Raw genomic sequence first — 15,947 nt, forward strand, 5'->3', positions numbered from 1 at the left:
CAGAACATGCTGGAACAAATGGGCGCAGCCGCGAAAGCCGCCTCTTATAAACTGGCGCTCCTTTCCAGCCGCGAGAAAAATCGCGTGCTGGAAAAAATCGCTGATTATCTGGAATCTCAGTCGCAGGAAATTTTGCTCGCCAACGAGCAGGATCTGCTGGAAGCGCGTCGCAACGGCTTGAGTGAAGCGATGCTCGATCGTCTGGCGCTGACCCCGGCGCGTCTGAAAGGTATTGCCGACGACGTCCGTCAGGTGTGCAACCTCGCCGACCCGGTAGGGCAGGTGATTGACGGTGGGGTGCTCGACAGCGGATTACGCCTTGAGCGTCGCCGCGTGCCGCTTGGCGTCATTGGGGTGATTTACGAAGCGCGTCCAAACGTGACGGTGGATGTCGCCTCCCTGTGCCTGAAGACCGGTAATGCCGCGATCCTGCGTGGCGGGAAGGAGACCTGGCGCACCAACGCCGCGACGGTAAACGTCATTCAGCAGGCGCTGGAGGAGTGTGGTTTACCGGCGGGTGCCGTGCAGGCGATTGAAAGCCCCGACCGTGCGCTGGTCAACGAGATGCTGCGCATGGACAAATACATCGACATGCTCATCCCACGCGGCGGCGCGGGCTTGCACAAGTTGTGCCGTGAGCAATCTACCATTCCGGTGATCACCGGCGGTATTGGCGTATGCCATATCGTAGTGGATGACACCGCGGAGATCGAACCGGCGCTGAAGATTATCGTCAACGCTAAAACCCAGCGTCCAAGCACCTGTAATACGGTGGAAACGCTGCTGGTGCATCAGGGCATCGCCAGTACCTTCCTGCCAGCGCTGAGCAAGCAGATGGCGGAAAGTGGCGTCACACTGCATGCGGACGAGAGCGCTCTCGCCCTGCTGAAAGACGGTCCGGCGAAGGTCGTTCCGGTTAACGCGGAGCAGTACGACGATGAGTATTTGTCGCTGGATTTGAACGTGAAGGTGGTTGCGGATCTCGATGACGCTATTGCGCACATTCGTGAACACGGAACCCAGCATTCTGACGCGATCCTGACACGCACCCTGCGCAATGCCGATCGGTTTGTGAATGAAGTGGATTCGTCTGCGGTTTATGTGAATGCCTCGACGCGCTTCACCGATGGCGGCCAGTTTGGTCTGGGCGCGGAGGTGGCTGTGAGCACTCAGAAGCTGCACGCCCGCGGTCCGATGGGGCTGGAAGCACTGACCACCTACAAGTGGATCGGCTACGGTGATGATACGATTCGTGGGTAAATAATCGCGGGTGATGCAAAAATAGCCGTTTGATTCAAAAGGGCATTGACGCATCACCCGGTTAGATCTACTCTTTTGCCCCGTGGTTACGCTCGTAACCGGCCTTTCAGGGCCGATATAGCTCAGTTGGTAGAGCAGCGCATTCGTAATGCGAAGGTCGTAGGTTCGACTCCTATTATCGGCACCATCTCAACTTCCTCAAACGTCCGTATCCATCCATAACTACCATGATTTATATAGATTTTATCGAATTTTAGTCCGTCACTGTCCGTAACCATCCAGTAGAATCCGATACGGAATGTGTATAGGATTGTGTATATGTTCATGTTCGGTCTTGGATTCCTATACACATGCCTTTAAACGATATGCAGATTCGCCGCGCTAAGCCTGAAGCTAAAGCCTATACACTTGGAGATGGGCAAGGGCTGTCATTGCTTATAGAGCCTAATGGAAGCAAGAGCTGGCGGTTCCGTTATCGTTTTGCCGGTAAACCCAAAATGATCTCGCTTGGTGTTTATCCAACAATCACACTTGCCGATGCGCGTTCCCGTCGTGAGGATGCCCGAAAGCTGGTCGCCGAAGGAAAGAATCCGAGTGAGGTTCGAAAAGAGCAGAAGATTGCTTTGCAAACGGAATCCGAAAATGCGTTTGAAAAGATAGCCACAGAATGGCATCAGATGAAGTCTACCAAATGGTCGGCAGGATATGCGTCAGACATCATGGAAGCATTTCAGAATGATATTTTCCCATATGTAGGGGAAAGACCCATTGGCGAAATAAAACCGCTAGAACTGCTTAATGTGCTGCGTAAAATTGAAAAGCGCGGAGCGTTAGAGAAGATGCGCAAAGTGCGACAGCGTTGCTCAGAGGTTTTTCGTTACGCGATCGCTACAGGAAGGGCTGAGTTTAATCCTGCTGCGGATCTATCCAGTGCTCTCGAAGTACATCAATCCAATCACTACCCTTTTCTAAAAGCTGACGAGATAACTGATTTTCTGCGTGCTTTAGACAGTTATACAGGGAGTCGGCTTGTCCAAATTGCTACTAAATTACTGATGATCACAGGTGTAAGAACCATCGAATTGCGTGCAGCATTATGGTCAGAATTTGATCTAGATAACGCTCTTTGGGAAATTCCTGCCGAAAGGATGAAAATGCGTAGGGCGCATCTTGTGCCATTGTCAACTCAGGCGTTAGATTTACTCAATGAACTCAAGATAATGACAGGAAACTATCTTTATGTTTTTCCGGGACGTAACGATCCGAACAAACCTATGAGTGAAGCAAGCATAAATCATCTTATCAAACGTATTGGATACGGTGGGAAGCTAACTGGACATGGTTTCAGACATACATTGTCTACAATTTTGCATGAGCGTGGTTATGAAAGTATATGGATTGAAATGCAACTAGCTCATGTGGACAAAAACAATATCAGAGGTACTTACAACCATGCTCAATATATATCAAATAGAAGAGTCATGCTTTCATGGTATAGTGATTTTATTTTTAAAAGTGGTGAATGATGAAATTCCAAATTGAAAAAGTGACTAGTGATAGTCGTGTGTTTACCTTAAGCAAAGGTAATGTAAGTGAACAAAACACATATACGATTATCACTGGTAAAAATTCAAGCGGTAAGAGCCGTCTACTTAGTAAGGTAGTTAATTCTTTTATATTCTCTAAAGATGACAGTGCACTCTTAGCATCAGGTTCAATTACTAGTCCAAAGAAAGTTATTGCAGTTTCAACTGGGCGATTTGATAAGTTTCCTTTATATGTGCATGCTGCAAAAAATAGCAACTTTAAGAATAATTATTTTTATTATGGTTTAAAAACAACTAGTAATTCACCACACGCGATTCTGACTAAAGGTATCGCCTCAATTTTTTATGGCATGAGTATTAATCATGGCATCTTAAAAAGATTAGGGAGACTATTTTCATATTTAGGATTCGCTCCAATGATGGATATTAGTTTCTCTTTAAATGTCAATCTCGGCAAGTTAAAAAGCGGCAACTATGTAGAATTCTATAACGATTACGTAGAGAGAAACAGATTTAAAGATCCATTGTTCATTGAAAAACTTAATAATTATAAAGAAAAGAATAATTTAACTCATCTTGAAGATTTTATATCAAATGTTTCTAAATACATCGATTATACCCAATATCATTATCTTGGTAAAAACTTCTATTTCAGGCTCAACTTATATTCAGAAAGCGATATGTTTGAATCTGAGATTGAAAATTTGTTGGTTCTTATTGATTTAAATATTTTGCAAGTTAAAGATATTAGGGTCTTTGGGAAGACTGAAAAAAACAAAATAAGCCTTTTCCAATCTAGTTCTGGTCAGCAATGTATGATTTTGATGATGATGGGGATAGCGAGTTCCATCTCAAATGGCTCTCTAATTTGCATTGATGAGCCAGAGATAAGTCTTCACCCGAAATGGCAGCTAGAATTTATAGATTTACTACAAAATACATTTTCTGACTATGTTGGTTGTCATTTTTTAATTGCGACACACTCTCCGCAAATAGTATCAGGTTTAAAGTCTGATAATGGATACATTCTCTCTCTTGAGAATGATGAGCTAACTTCTTCTGTCGATAATTCATTTAGATCAGCTGATTATCAACTAGCAGAAGTGTTCGATGCTCCTGGGTATAGAAATGAATATATAACGAAGTTAGCAATCAACTTATTTTCAAAAGTTAAAAAGAATAAATCTTTCGATGTAGAAGATACTGCTTTGTTGGAAAGGTTAAAAAGTTTTAAGGAAAATATAGCATCAGAGGATCCTGTCTACGAGTTGATTAAAGTGTTGGAGGAGGTTTTCGATTATTATGGCTGATATTGAAAACCTTTATGTTTTTACCAGGGATGATCTTTTGGCTATCGATGAGGTCAAGCGAGGTAATTATACACATTTGTCTTGGGGGGAGGGTTTGCTATCTAATCTTAGAGCAAGAATTAGGGATTTTTATCGTGGTGAACAACGCGGTACGTGTGCATTTTGTAAAAATGATATTTCATTACGCTCTGCTCTAAACTGTACTGTTGAACATATAATACCAAAATCCTTAAAGTTAGATTTTATGTTCACTTCTAGAAATCTATGTGTAATATGTGCTGATTGTAATGAGATTAAACGCGCTCAGGAAGTGATTAATGAAGTTCCTGATGTAACTAGAAAAAGCTCTCGACGTGTAAGATACCCAACGACAGGTACTGTCTTTAAAATAGTACATCCCCATTTTGATTCATGGGATGAGCACATTATCAGGTTTGGCAGGGCATATATTGACAAATCAATGAAAGGTGCGAATACCATAAGCATCTGTAAGCTAAACAGATTTTTTCATGAATTTGAAGTTGGTGATGAATATATAACCGAAACTGACTTGACCGGTTTGATGGAAGAGTATCTCAGCACTCAGAGTATTATTAGGCGGGCTGAACTTTTGTTGCAAATAAAAGCAGCCTTGCGATAGTTTATGGTTACGCCTCTCATGTAAAAAAGGATATGATTTTTATTTTTAGATGTGAGGCGTTTGTTAATATTTCAAGAAGTCAATGTAGTGCGTAATGTGCAATTATTCGAGGTTATTGGAATAACCAGAGTGATAGTATGCTATTATTTTATTCTGGAGTTATTTTACATGTACATAGGATGTTTGTTTTTTATAGGTTTTTTAAAGAAGGTTTTTTATATTCTATTTTTTTTGCAGTGATTATATGTCAAGGAATTGAGTCTAAAACTAGTAATGTCTCGCATTCTGTATGCACAGCTTAATTACTCAATGTCATACCGTTTATGGACCACAATCAGATGTTAATATTTAACCGAAAGTTTACGCTTTATCTCTATGTAAGTGGTTCTATAAATATTCGAATAGTATAAATTAAAAATGATTAATCACTGTCTTGGCGCGCAATGCTCTCCCCGCCACGCCTGCCCGCTTAAGGGGGCGCTTTTAATGCAGGTGCATGACCGGCCTCAGGGCGCGCCAGTGCTGGCGCTGGCGGGGAATTCAGTGTCGTTAAAACGCATGCAAAACCATGCACCTATGCATGCATGGCTTTTATACGTAAAAATGGAGGGATTTTTGGGGATTTTTAAGCGGACTACTGCACGGCCAGTTCTGCACGGCGGCGGGTGTAATTCAGGTTCTGTGCAGGCGTGAATTTTTCACGATTATCATCGCGCGAAGCCGCGTCAGGCCTGAATCCGATGGTCGTTAAAATGTCATTATCCTGCGCCGAATAATTGATTTTTTCACCGGCGGACAGCCAGAGCTGTAGCGCCTCGCGCAGATAATCGAGTGAGTGCTGCATAGCGCAGCGCTGAACGGCGGAATGTTGCCCGGAATAATTCATCAGTTCAGGGGCAAGGGCGGCGGCCAGCTCCGCGCCGTGCACCTGCATAAAATCATTTAATCGGTCGCGGATGCTGATGCGCTGCACCTCCTCATGTGAGCGGATGTAGCGACCGGCAGCCTGATTAATTTCCCATTTTTTCACGTCGATAATCTCACGCAGCGTTTGCAGGCTCCGGCCGCTGTGGCCGCTGCCGGCAAGCTGTTCGCGGTATGCCTGTTCGGCCTGCGTCAGTTCTTCCCTGCGTTGCAGCCAGGCGGTTTTGTTTGCCTGACAGGTCTCAAAGGCTTTCTGTAGCGTCAGTGTGGTCACGTATGTTTCTCCTGATGACTGGCCGTGCTTACGCACCGGCACGGTTAACGGTGGCCGCCGGTGCGGGTACAGGGATGACCGGCTCTGTTACCGGTGAACGAATAACCCCGTCGATGGATTCAAGCGTGCGGAACGTGGCCGAGCACTCGATGTTCATGCACTGGTGATAGCGCTGTTTGACGTTATCGGACAGATAGCGACTGGTGCGGGAATGCGCGCTGGTTTTGCAGAACGGGCAGTGAAACATGCTTACCCCTCCGCTTCTGTCTCGCCATTTTCAGCCAGCTTTCTGGCAAGCATCATTCTCTTCGCAGGGCTGCGTAACAGCTCCGTATCAACGTCAGTAATCTGCGGCCGGTGCATGCCCGTCACGGACAACACCGGCTCCTGCGTCATATCGAAGTGATACAGGCTGCCCTGACGGCTCAGCGCATCGCGCAGCTCGCCAGTGGCCACGGACTGCGGGGCGCTTTCTCCCTTCATTTCGAGGGCACGAATGCGCAGCAGGAAAGCGCGGATGAGGGTGACAGGAACCGCATTGACAGCCTGAGCCCATTCCGCACCGGCATAAGCGGTAAAGGCATCTTCATGCGCTGAAAGGTATTTATTGCCGGTGGAGCAGGCAGTCAGCATGGCGCGCGTCCGGTCGGCCTCCAGCTCGGCAATCAGGCTGGTGAACTCGTCGGCCAGCTCGCGGCTGGCGATACGCCTGCTGTGCTCAGCTTTCATTTCAGGGGTAAGACTGCCGCGCAGGGTGCGAAAGCGGCTGCGCCAGTCCTGCTCCGCCTCAGTGCTCTCATCGAGAGCGGTCTGCCGCTCCTGCTTACAGCGTTGAATGGACGTATCAATCTCTTTCAGTACCTGCATGCTGGCCGCGTGGGTGTCTCTGGCCGCAGTAAATGCGCTCAGCTTATTAGTGATGTGCTGGCTGTTCTCTGCGTACTGCCTGGCGGCAACATTTTGCAGGGCGGTAATGACTGTTTCGGGTTTCATGTTCAGGCTCTCCGTTTATTCAACCTGAAATGATTCTGCCCTTCATCACACAACATCTCGATTCATTGCAGTTGTGGCAGTTCTGGCACAAACATCACTCAAAACCCGGCTGGCCAGAGACAGGTCTCAGCAAAACCTTACTCATCGTTTGTTTTTTTACATATAACTGTTCACTACTGTTCACCTTAAATAAAAATATAAGTAATACAGTAAGATAAAGGGTGAACAGTTGAGGGTCTGACTGTTCACCGTCTGTTCACCACTGTTCACCACTGTTCACCTATCTTCTGAACTCTCCTGGAGGTGTATATATTTTTTATCAATAAAAAATACGCTATTAACCACTTTTGATTATGTATGGATATGCCAGAATGTGCCAAAGGATACCCACGATATACCAGAACATTGTCAGAGATTGTCGCTGTATAAAAAACAGTCTGTTGTGTGGTGAAGTCCTGCAAAATGACTTGTTGCCCTGAGGGAAAATATTCACAAAATAGAGAGCTACCCGAGGCCGGACGGACACGACCGGCACTGTATGGACATTATGAGGTAGCCCGATGCAAACCGCTTTTTCTTCCCCGTCTTCTGCCCCTGCCGCGCCACTGATGCCGGTTTCTGATGCCGTTCAGGAGCGCTTTATCCGCCTGCCCGAAGTGATGCATCTGTGTGGCCTGTCCCGGTCGACGATTTACGACCTCATCAGCCGGGAAGCCTTCCCGAAACAAATCAGTCTGGGCGGTAAAAACGTGGCGTGGGCGCAGTCTGAAATCACTGCATGGATGGCAGATCGCATTGCCGAACGCAACCGGGGCTATGACGCATGATGATGACCGTTCAGCAAACAGCCCCTTTTTCTGGCTTGCTTCCTGTCGCCGTTTCCAGGTATAGTTTTCCCGCTGTCGCAAAATCGGCAGCCGGGCGTGAGAACCCGAGTTACTCAGTGGCGACACCGGACGCGCCATGCGTCTTTTTTTGTGTCTATGCCTTTGTGCACCTGTTGTTTACGCATCGGTTCTTAAGCCGTTGCTGTATCTGCGTAATGGTGGCTCAGGCGGGGCAGTCTTCGGGCTGGCCGGTACCCATTGAGGCCGGTTTCTCACCCCCGTCTGGGCTACCACCCGAGCGTGAGAACTCCGGTGGTAGCGTTAACCGCTACTCAATGGAGGTTGCCCTTATGGCTACGACCCTCACCCCGTCACACCCGCAGTTTGTTTTTGTGTTTGCCGCCGTTCGTCGCGCAGACCGTAAACCCCGTATCTGTATGCTCCGCACCGTTGCCGGTGATGAGCACGCCGCACGCCTGTCCCTCGTTCGCGACTACGTTCTGTCGTTCGCTGGCCGCCTGCCGGTTGCGGAGGTGCGTGCATGAGACACACCACCATTACCGCCCGTGACCTCGAATGTCTGGAGCATATGCGCAACGTCGGCCAGCTCGTCAATGAGCTGATGCAGGTGCAGGACTGCGCCACCGTTCGTCGTGACCCTGCGCAGCAGTCGCAACTCACCTCCGTGATTTACCTTATGACCGCCCAGCTCGACGGCGTGGTAGAGCGCTGCAATCAGCGCTGGCTGACCGGGGAGGGCAACGTATGAAAAAGCCATTACCGCCCGTATTACGCGCCGCGCTATATCGCCGCGCTGTCGCCTGTGCATGGCTGACGGTATGCGAACGCCAGCGCCGCTACCCGCACCTCACCCTCGACACGCTGGAAAGCGCCATTGCCGACGAGCTGGAGGGCTTCTACCTGCGCCAGCACGGCGAGGAAAAAGGCCGCCAGATTGCCTGTGCACTACTGGAAGATTTAATGGAAGCCGGACCACTCAAATCCGCGCCGTCACTGTCCTTTCTCGGGCTGGCCGTGATGGATGAGCTTTGCGCCCGTCATATCACCGCAACGGTACTGCACTGAGGGAGAAAATAACGATGAAAATGAACGTAACGGAAACGGTAAAACATGCCTGCGGCCACTGGTCGCGTATTCTCCCGGCGCTGGGTGTGAAGGTGATTAAAAACCGGCATCAGGCCTGCCCGATGTGCGGCGGCTCTGACCGTTTCCGCTTTGACGATAAAGAGGGACGCGGGACGTGGTTCTGCAACCAGTGCGGCGCAGGTGACGGGCTTAAGCTGGTTGAGAAGGTATTTGGCGTGTCGGCCTCCGAGGCCGCCGGAAAGGTGAACGCCGTGACCGGCAACATGCCGCCGGTTGCCCCGGAAGTGATTGCGGCCGCAGAGGCTGAAACGGAGGCTGACCGCAAGGCTGCGGCCGCACTGGCCGTCAGGCTCATGGAGAAAACCCGACCTGCCAGCGGCAACGCCTACCTGACCCGCAAGGGCTTCCCCGACCGGGAATGTCCGGTACTGACGTCGATGCATAAAACCGGCGGCGTGACGTTCCGCGCCGGTGATGTGGTTGTCCCGCTGTATGACGATACCGGCGCACCGGTTAACCTTCAGCTTATCAATGCTGACGGTCTCAAACGCACCCTGAAAGGCGGTCAGGTCAAAAGGGCATGTCATGTCATCGAAGGGAAAAAACAGGCCGGAAAACGCCTGTGGATTGCAGAGGGTTATGCGACCGCACTCACCGTGCATCACCTGACTGGGGAAACCGTCATGGTGGCGCTGTCCTCCGTGAACCTCCTTTCTCTGGCGAGCCTTGCCCGACAAAAACACCCGGCCTGTCAGATTGTTCTCGCCGCCGACCGTGACCTTAACGGCGACGGCCAGAGCAAAGCCGCTGCGGCCGCAGCCGCCTGTGAGGGTATTGTTGCCCTGCCGCCGGTGTTCGGTGACTGGAACGATGCGTTCGTTCAGAAAGGCGAGGAGGCGACGCGGAAAGCGATTTATGACGCCATCCGGCCACCGGCTGACAGTCCTTTCACTACCATGAGCGAGGCGGAATTTACCGCCATGAGCGCCAGCGACAAGGCTCTGCGGGTGCATGAGCATTACGGCGAAGCGCTGGCGGTGGATGCGAACGGACAGCTCCTGTCCCGCTATGAAAACGGCATCTGGAAAAATATCCCTGCCGCCACTTTTTCACGGAATGTGGCTGACTTATTCCAGCGCCTGCGCGCCCCGTTCTCGTCCGGGAAAATTGCCTCGGTGGTGGAGACCCTGAAACTGATTATTCCGCAGCAGGATACACCGGCGCGCCGTCTGATTGGCTTTCGCAACGGGGTACTCGATACCCAGAGCGGCGTATTCAGCCCGCACCATAAATCGCACTGGCTGCGCACGCTGTGCGACGTGGATTTCACCCCACCGGTGGACGGGGAAACGCTGGAGACTCACGCGCCGAACTTCTGGCGCTGGCTCGACCGTGCAGCCGGTAAAAGTCCCCAAAAACGCGACGTGATTCTAGCTGCGCTGTTTATGGTACTGGCGAATCGTTACGACTGGCAGCTCTTTCTCGAAGTCACCGGTCCCGGCGGGAGCGGTAAAAGTATTCTGGCTGAAATCGCGACCCTGCTCGCCGGGGAAGATAACGCCACGTCAGCCGATATCGACACACTGGAAGACCCGCGCAAGCGTGCCTCCCTGATTGGCTTCTCGCTTATCCGTCTGCCAGACCAGGAAAAATGGAGCGGTGACGGCGCAGGACTCAAGGCCATCACCGGCGGCGATGCGGTCTCGGTTGACCCGAAATATCAGAACCCGTACTCAACACATATTCCGGCGGTGATTCTGGCCGTGAACAACAACCCGATGCGCTTCACCGACCGCAGCGGCGGCGTGTCACGTCGCCGGGTGATTATTCACTTTCCGGAGCAGATTGCGCCGGAGGAACGCGACCCGCAGCTCAGGGATAAAATTGCGCGCGAGCTGGCCGTGATTGTGCGCCAGCTTATGCAGAAATTCAGCGACCCGATGACCGCCCGCGCACTGCTCCAGTCGCAGCAGAACTCCGACGAGGCGCTCAGCATCAAGCGTGATGCTGACCCGACGTTTGATTTTTGTGGCTATCTGGAAATGCTGCCGCAGACCAGTGGAATGTTTATGGGTAATGCCAGCATTATCCCGCGTAATTACCGTAAATATCTTTATCACGCGTATCTGGCCTATATGGAGGCTAACGGATACAGGAACGTGCTCAGCCTGAAAATGTTCGGGCTGGGGCTGCCCATGATGCTGAAAGAGTACGGCCTGAATTATGAAAAGCGGCACACAAAGCAGGGGATACAGACCAACCTGTCGCTGAAAGAGGAAAGCTACGGCGACTGGCTGCCGAAATGTGATGAACCCGCAGCGACATAACCTGACTCAGACCGGCTATAGCCGGTCTGTTACTTTAACTACCAACATAACGATTTACGAGATGTGTATAATGGTCGAATATTTCATCTTTTTTTCGAGAGGTAGAAAATGGATTACTTTCAGACTAGTGGGTTATTAATAAATATATTAACAATGTTAGTTGCCGTTGGCTCATCATGTATTAGTTACCTTGTATACAAAGAGAGCACCTACCCAGACGTCATTGTTTACCTTGAACAAAACAATGAAGTCAAAACTGTTTTAAATATTGTAATTAAGAATATAGGTAAAAGTGCTGCAAAAGATGTAACCTTCAGTTTTGATGAAAAGACCTTTAAGAATTCACTGCCTAATGGTGAGTATAGTGCGTTAACGAAAGGTGCATTGGTTTCAGGCATACCATTCCTTGCACCTGGTTCATGCAGGATATTGAGGCTTGGAAATTTCGCTGATTCGAAGATGATTTTAGGTGACCACAAAATTAGAGTAACTACAACTTTCCGTAAAGCTAATAGCAAGAACCCTTTCGCAAAAAATATTACTAATGAAAGTTATATTGAATTGTTATCGTTGGCTAGGGTGGATGCCTCAGATAACAGTAATGAGAAAAAGATTGCTGAAAATCTAGCCAGAATTGAGAAAGCTTTGCTTAATATCAAAACACAACACTAATTCATCTGCGCCAGGATAATCTTTCTTACCTGCAATTTATATTTTCTGCCATGAAGGGTGAACAATCTACTGTTCACCCTTCACCGTATGTTCACCCTTTATCACTATGAAATTATTGATAAAAAACAAGAGGTGAACAGTGTGAACAGTCAAACCCAAAAAAACTTTTTATCCCCCCGCTCATCGCCTGACCGGGCACATCCAGAACGAGCAAAAATCACAATGGTGAAGAGTCGACTGTTCACTCTTCACCAACTCATCACCATCTAACAACATGATATTAAATGATAAATAATCGAGGTGAACAGTGTGAACAGTTAAGTGTAAAAAAACTTTTTCTTACCCAGAATCAGGTCCAAAAAATGAACGCTATCGCTGATGTGTATAGGGATGTGTATAGTTTTATTTATCGAATTTAAATTTTCACAATAAATCAGTATGTTGAGTTGGTTTGTTGGTTCCTATTATCGCACCATTCATATCAAGTAGTTACGCGTCATTTGTACCTTCCTTATTTTCACTATGGGACATATTTGGGACAGAACACCCAAAAATCGAGTCAATTTGTCGTGCATGTTCCGTCAGGTGGTTAGGCGCAAGGTGAGCATATCGACGAACCATTTCGATTGACTCCCAGCCTCCCATCTCCTGCAACACAGAAATAGGGACTCCAGCCTGAACAAGCCAACTTGCCCACGTATGTCTCAGGTCATGAAAACGTAAATCCTCAATACCTGCGCGTTTTAGAGCAGCCCTCCATGCAGTGTTGGCATCGTAGCGCATCTTCCTCACTACAGGTGATTTAGTTCCGTCAGGCTTAGTGCTGCTTTCCTTGTAAACGAACACCCACTTGTGGTGATTTCCGATTTGCTTTTTCAGCACCCGGCAAGCAGTATCATTCAGCGCCACGCCAATGGCCTGATTTGACTTGCTCTGCTCCGGATGAATCCACGCAACCTTTCTCTGCATGTCTATCTGCTGCCATTCCAGATTGATGATGTTCGAACGTCTTAAGCCAGTAGAAAGCCCAAACTCTACGACTGACTTAAGCGGCTCCGGACATTCATCAATCAACCTTCTCGCCTCGTAAGGCTCAAGCCATCTGATGCGCTTGTTCTTCGGTTGAGGAACTTTGACGATCGGAGCCTTATCCAGCATCTTCCATTCACGTTCTGCCGCCCTGAGAAGCGCCTTAATGAATGAGAGGTGAGTTGCTTTTGTGGCTACCGCTGCCGGCTTTGGTTTGTATTCTGGAGGTTTCTTCCCTTTCTTGCGACACGCCTCTTCCATGAGCTTCCAGTTCTCCTCGTGACGGCGATTTGTCATCTTCTGGATAGCAGAGTAAATCTTCGTTTCTGTAATGTCCTTCAACTGCATCCCTGCAAAATGCTGTAGCCAGAATCCGATCCGACTCTTGTCATCGTCCAGTGACTTCTTGTGCGACTTCTCCTCCAGCCACCTGACACAAGCCTCCTCAAAGGTCATATCAGGGGTCTCGCCTAACTTACTTACCCGGGGAAATACATAAACTATGATCTGCAAGAACCCTATGGGCTATTTTTATTCTATGCAAATCATCTCCATACATGCACAGTTGTTGTGATTGAGAACTGATACTTAAATTTTGGTTAGGGGTGCTAAAATTTTTCTGGGGAATGATTTTTAATAATTCATTCTTTATGTGAATGTATTTTGTCTCAGAATAAAATAATAGATTACTGAATTGTCTTTTGGATTATTTCCAGATTATTTCCAATTCCGCTTGTGACAAGGCTTCAGAGGCTGAGATACTATTTGCGTTACATTTTGTAACATCCATTTCATTGCCCGGCCAATTGCGCGCAAATACCATCATTGAAAATGAGCCTCATTCTAATCATGGACATAGCCGCGTGATCTCAACGAGTTCCGGGACGGATATTCAGGCACACCCCATTATATCAACATTCATCGATAATATATTCCAGGATACATGGCTTCTCGCATTGGCTATTAGGAATATTCCCGGTGTTGTTGTGGATAAAGCGCTTTATCAGCATTGCGAAAGCATGATTGAACAAGTTCAAAAAGATCTCAATAAAGCCGATGCTACCAACCACCTTGTCGACGAAATTAAATTTGCACATTGTGTATTTCTGGATGAAGCCGTAATGACTCAGCCAGATACCGATGTGTCTGTCTGGTATTCAGAGACTCCGTCAACTGAACGACCGCAAGACCTTTGATAATACGGAGTACACAGACCTGCTGGCACAGCCGGATGTGGTGCTGAAGGACTCGCTGCTGACTTCGCGCCAGATCACGGTTAACCCCGGCCAGACGGTCAATCTTGATATCCCGATGGACGAAAAAGCACAGTTTGTGGCGGTGGTCGGTCTGTTCCGCAAGCCGGACAGAACCCGTGGCACCTGGAAGAAGGTGTTAAGCCGCGACTCACTTGACCCGGATGAGCCGCGCGTCATTGAAGTACGAGATAACACCCTGTTTTTAAGACCATTGAAATAGAAATCCCTCAAACACAAGGCAGGAGCCATAACGTGACTCTGTATGACATCAAACCTAAGTTTCAGAATTTACTTCGACCTACCGTCGTCAGACTGCATGCCATGGGAGTGACGGCAAATCAGGTAACAATATTGGCAATGCTGGCCTCGGTTCTGCTCGGCGGCATGTTGATGTGCCTCCCGAACCCTCTGTTTTTTATATCATTGCCGGTCTTTTTATTTTTCCGCATGGCGCTGAATGCTATCGACGGCATGTTAGCACGGGAATTTAACCAGCAGTCCAGGCTTGGGGCGATCCTCAATGAAGTCGGCGACATTATCGCTGATGCTGCACTCTATCTCGCGTTTGCTTTTTTGACCGGAGTTGCTCCGTGGTTGGTTGTGCTGGTGGTACTGCTGTCGTGGCTGACAGAGTTTTGCGGCATCACTGCCCAGACCCTGACGGGCAGCCGAAATTATCGTGGCCCGATGGGTAAAAGTGACCGTGCCTTTGTTCTGGGGGCTTTGGGTCTGTTTATCGCGCTTTGGCCGCAGTACATCATCGTCGCCAATATCGTCTTTGGTATCTCGGCTGTGCTGCTGGCCTGGACCTCAATCAACCGCTGTCGCAGTGCGCTGGAGGTCACCAATGCCTGATTCCCTGCACACGTTGTATTACTGTCTTGGTGGGTTCTTCAGCGTTTTAGTACTGGCGACCGCCATTATCTTCATCTTAAAAAAGTGCAGCCCGCAGCGTAACTGGCTGGAACTCCAGCAGCGGATCAACAGCTGGTGGGTCATCGTTGGCTTATTTTCGCTGGCGATGCTTTCGCCTAAAGGGCTGGCACTCACCTTCTTCGGATTTCTCAGCTTCCTGTCACTGAAGGAGTATCTGACGCTGGCCCCGACACGCCGCTCTGACAGCGTGCCGTTGCTGTGGATGTATGCCGCGATCCCGCTGCAATATATCTGGGTGGGGATGTCGTGGTACGGCATGTTCATTATCTTCATCCCGATTTACATCTTCTTATTCCTGCCCGCCCGCATGGTGCTCGTTGGCGATACGAAAGGGTTCTTACACTCTGCATCCGTCATGCACTGGGGCATGATGACAACAGTCTTTGCTTTAAGCCACGTCGCGTTCCTGATGATGTTGCCAGGCGTGGATATTAAAGCAGGCGCACTGCTGGTTATATTCCTGGTCGCGACCACTGAGCTTAACGATATTGCGCAATATCTGTGGGGAAAATCATTGGGCAAAATCAAGGTCACGCCGAAGGTCAGTCCGAATAAAACGCTGGGCGGATTGTTGGGCGGCGTGCTGACCACCACGCTGCTGGCGGCCATTTTCGGCCCGCTGCTGACACCGATGAACTGGATCCACTCGCTGGGTGCCGGGGTGATTATCGGCCTGAGCGGGTTCTGCGGCGATGTGGTGATGTCGGCCATCAAGCGTGATTTTGGTGTGAAAGACTCTGGGAAACTGCTGCCGGGGCACGGCGGCATCCTTGACCGTCTGGATTCGCTGATTTACACCGCGCCGCTGTTCTTCCACTTCTATTACTACTTCTACGTATAAGGAG

Annotated in this window: 17 protein-coding genes, 1 tRNA gene and 1 pseudogene; 15 read left to right on the forward strand and 4 right to left on the reverse strand. The window is 49.0% G+C overall.

What is annotated here, in order from left to right; all coding sequences use genetic code 11:
- Window positions 1-6: 6 nt before the first annotated feature.
- The 5 genes from proA (at window position 7) to RS584_RS04470 (ending at window position 4,757) form a co-directional block, all read left to right on the forward strand.
- Window positions 7-1,260 (forward strand): glutamate-5-semialdehyde dehydrogenase, encoded by a 1,254-nt coding sequence (proA, locus tag RS584_RS04450; RefSeq protein WP_193042639.1) that lies wholly within the window; start codon window positions 7-9, stop codon window positions 1,258-1,260.
- A gap of 111 nt (window positions 1,261-1,371) precedes the next feature.
- Window positions 1,372-1,447 (forward strand) — tRNA-Thr (locus RS584_RS04455).
- A gap of 163 nt (window positions 1,448-1,610) precedes the next feature.
- Window positions 1,611-2,786 carry a tyrosine-type recombinase/integrase gene (locus tag RS584_RS04460; RefSeq protein ID WP_315748995.1) on the forward strand — a complete coding sequence of 392 codons (1,176 nt, stop codon included), beginning with the start codon at window positions 1,611-1,613 and terminating at the stop codon, window positions 2,784-2,786.
- Window positions 2,783-4,117, forward strand: a complete 1,335-nt coding sequence (locus RS584_RS04465; protein WP_315748996.1) for an ATP-binding protein — start codon at window positions 2,783-2,785, stop codon at window positions 4,115-4,117. The genes RS584_RS04460 and RS584_RS04465 overlap by 4 nt, the downstream gene beginning before the upstream one ends.
- Entirely contained in the window at window positions 4,110-4,757 is a 648-nt protein-coding gene (locus tag RS584_RS04470; RefSeq protein WP_315748997.1) for an HNH endonuclease domain-containing protein, read from the forward strand. The genes RS584_RS04465 and RS584_RS04470 overlap by 8 nt, the downstream gene beginning before the upstream one ends.
- A gap of 634 nt (window positions 4,758-5,391) precedes the next feature.
- Here the strand turns inward: RS584_RS04470 and RS584_RS04475 are convergent.
- The 3 genes from RS584_RS04475 to RS584_RS04485 are packed head-to-tail and all read right to left on the reverse strand — an operon-like array spanning window position 5,392 to window position 6,948.
- The gene (locus RS584_RS04475) at window positions 5,392-5,955 is read right to left on the reverse strand and encodes a phage polarity suppression protein (protein WP_315748998.1); all 564 of its coding nucleotides are present in this window, start codon (window positions 5,953-5,955) and stop codon (window positions 5,392-5,394) included.
- 28 nt (window positions 5,956-5,983) lie between these two features.
- Window positions 5,984-6,202, reverse strand: a complete 219-nt coding sequence (locus RS584_RS04480) for an ogr/Delta-like zinc finger family protein (RefSeq protein ID WP_015570058.1) — start codon at window positions 6,200-6,202, stop codon at window positions 5,984-5,986.
- A gap of 2 nt (window positions 6,203-6,204) precedes the next feature.
- On the reverse strand, window positions 6,205-6,948 hold the full coding sequence (locus RS584_RS04485) for a capsid protein (protein WP_315748999.1): 744 nt from the start codon (window positions 6,946-6,948) through the stop codon (window positions 6,205-6,207).
- A 560-nt stretch (window positions 6,949-7,508) separates the two neighbouring features.
- On the opposite strand from RS584_RS04485, the gene RS584_RS04490 reads away from it, so the two are divergent.
- The 6 genes from RS584_RS04490 to RS584_RS04515 all read left to right on the forward strand — a co-directional run bounded on the left by RS584_RS04490 (window position 7,509) and on the right by RS584_RS04515 (window position 11,881).
- On the forward strand, window positions 7,509-7,775 hold the full coding sequence (locus RS584_RS04490) for a helix-turn-helix transcriptional regulator (protein ID WP_045344418.1): 267 nt from the start codon (window positions 7,509-7,511) through the stop codon (window positions 7,773-7,775).
- Complete coding sequence (locus tag RS584_RS04495; RefSeq protein WP_315749000.1) at window positions 7,772-8,320, forward strand: host cell division inhibitor Icd-like protein; 549 nt, start codon at window positions 7,772-7,774, stop codon at window positions 8,318-8,320. Before RS584_RS04490 ends, RS584_RS04495 begins: the two co-directional genes overlap by 4 nt.
- The gene (locus RS584_RS04500) at window positions 8,317-8,544 is read left to right on the forward strand and encodes a hypothetical protein (RefSeq protein WP_017692848.1); all 228 of its coding nucleotides are present in this window, start codon (window positions 8,317-8,319) and stop codon (window positions 8,542-8,544) included. The genes RS584_RS04495 and RS584_RS04500 overlap by 4 nt, the downstream gene beginning before the upstream one ends.
- Window positions 8,541-8,861, forward strand: coding sequence for a DUF5375 domain-containing protein (locus RS584_RS04505; RefSeq protein ID WP_315749001.1), 321 nt, complete (start codon window positions 8,541-8,543; stop codon window positions 8,859-8,861). Before RS584_RS04500 ends, RS584_RS04505 begins: the two co-directional genes overlap by 4 nt.
- A 14-nt stretch (window positions 8,862-8,875) precedes the next feature.
- Complete coding sequence (locus RS584_RS04510) at window positions 8,876-11,209, forward strand: primase-helicase zinc-binding domain-containing protein (RefSeq protein ID WP_315749002.1); 2,334 nt, start codon at window positions 8,876-8,878, stop codon at window positions 11,207-11,209.
- 108 nt (window positions 11,210-11,317) lie between these two features.
- Window positions 11,318-11,881: a hypothetical protein gene (locus RS584_RS04515; protein ID WP_315749003.1), complete on the forward strand. Its 564-nt coding sequence runs from the start codon at window positions 11,318-11,320 to the stop codon at window positions 11,879-11,881.
- A 489-nt stretch (window positions 11,882-12,370) separates the two neighbouring features.
- Here RS584_RS04515 and RS584_RS04520 read toward each other — a convergent pair.
- Window positions 12,371-13,396, reverse strand: a pseudogene (locus tag RS584_RS04520) (tyrosine-type recombinase/integrase); the annotation flags it as partial.
- Between the two features lie 338 nt (window positions 13,397-13,734).
- Here RS584_RS04520 and RS584_RS04525 point away from each other — a divergent pair.
- The 4 genes from RS584_RS04525 to RS584_RS04540 are packed head-to-tail and all read left to right on the forward strand — an operon-like array spanning window position 13,735 to window position 15,943.
- Window positions 13,735-14,106 carry a DotU family type IV/VI secretion system protein gene (locus RS584_RS04525; RefSeq protein ID WP_410493173.1) on the forward strand — a complete coding sequence of 124 codons (372 nt, stop codon included), beginning with the start codon at window positions 13,735-13,737 and terminating at the stop codon, window positions 14,104-14,106.
- Complete coding sequence (gene tssJ, locus RS584_RS04530; RefSeq protein WP_315749004.1) at window positions 14,051-14,386, forward strand: type VI secretion system lipoprotein TssJ; 336 nt, start codon at window positions 14,051-14,053, stop codon at window positions 14,384-14,386. The genes RS584_RS04525 and tssJ overlap by 56 nt, the downstream gene beginning before the upstream one ends.
- Window positions 14,387-14,418: 32 nt before the next feature.
- Window positions 14,419-15,021, forward strand: a complete 603-nt coding sequence (locus RS584_RS04535; RefSeq protein WP_315749005.1) for a CDP-alcohol phosphatidyltransferase family protein — start codon at window positions 14,419-14,421, stop codon at window positions 15,019-15,021.
- Window positions 15,014-15,943, forward strand: a complete 930-nt coding sequence (locus tag RS584_RS04540; RefSeq protein ID WP_315749006.1) for a phosphatidate cytidylyltransferase — start codon at window positions 15,014-15,016, stop codon at window positions 15,941-15,943. The genes RS584_RS04535 and RS584_RS04540 overlap by 8 nt, the downstream gene beginning before the upstream one ends.
- Window positions 15,944-15,947 lie beyond the last annotated feature (4 nt).

This window comes from Enterobacter sp. DTU_2021_1002640_1_SI_PRY_ASU_LCPMC_013 (genome assembly GCF_032389435.1).
Lineage (GTDB): Bacteria > Pseudomonadota > Gammaproteobacteria > Enterobacterales > Enterobacteriaceae > Enterobacter > Enterobacter hormaechei_C.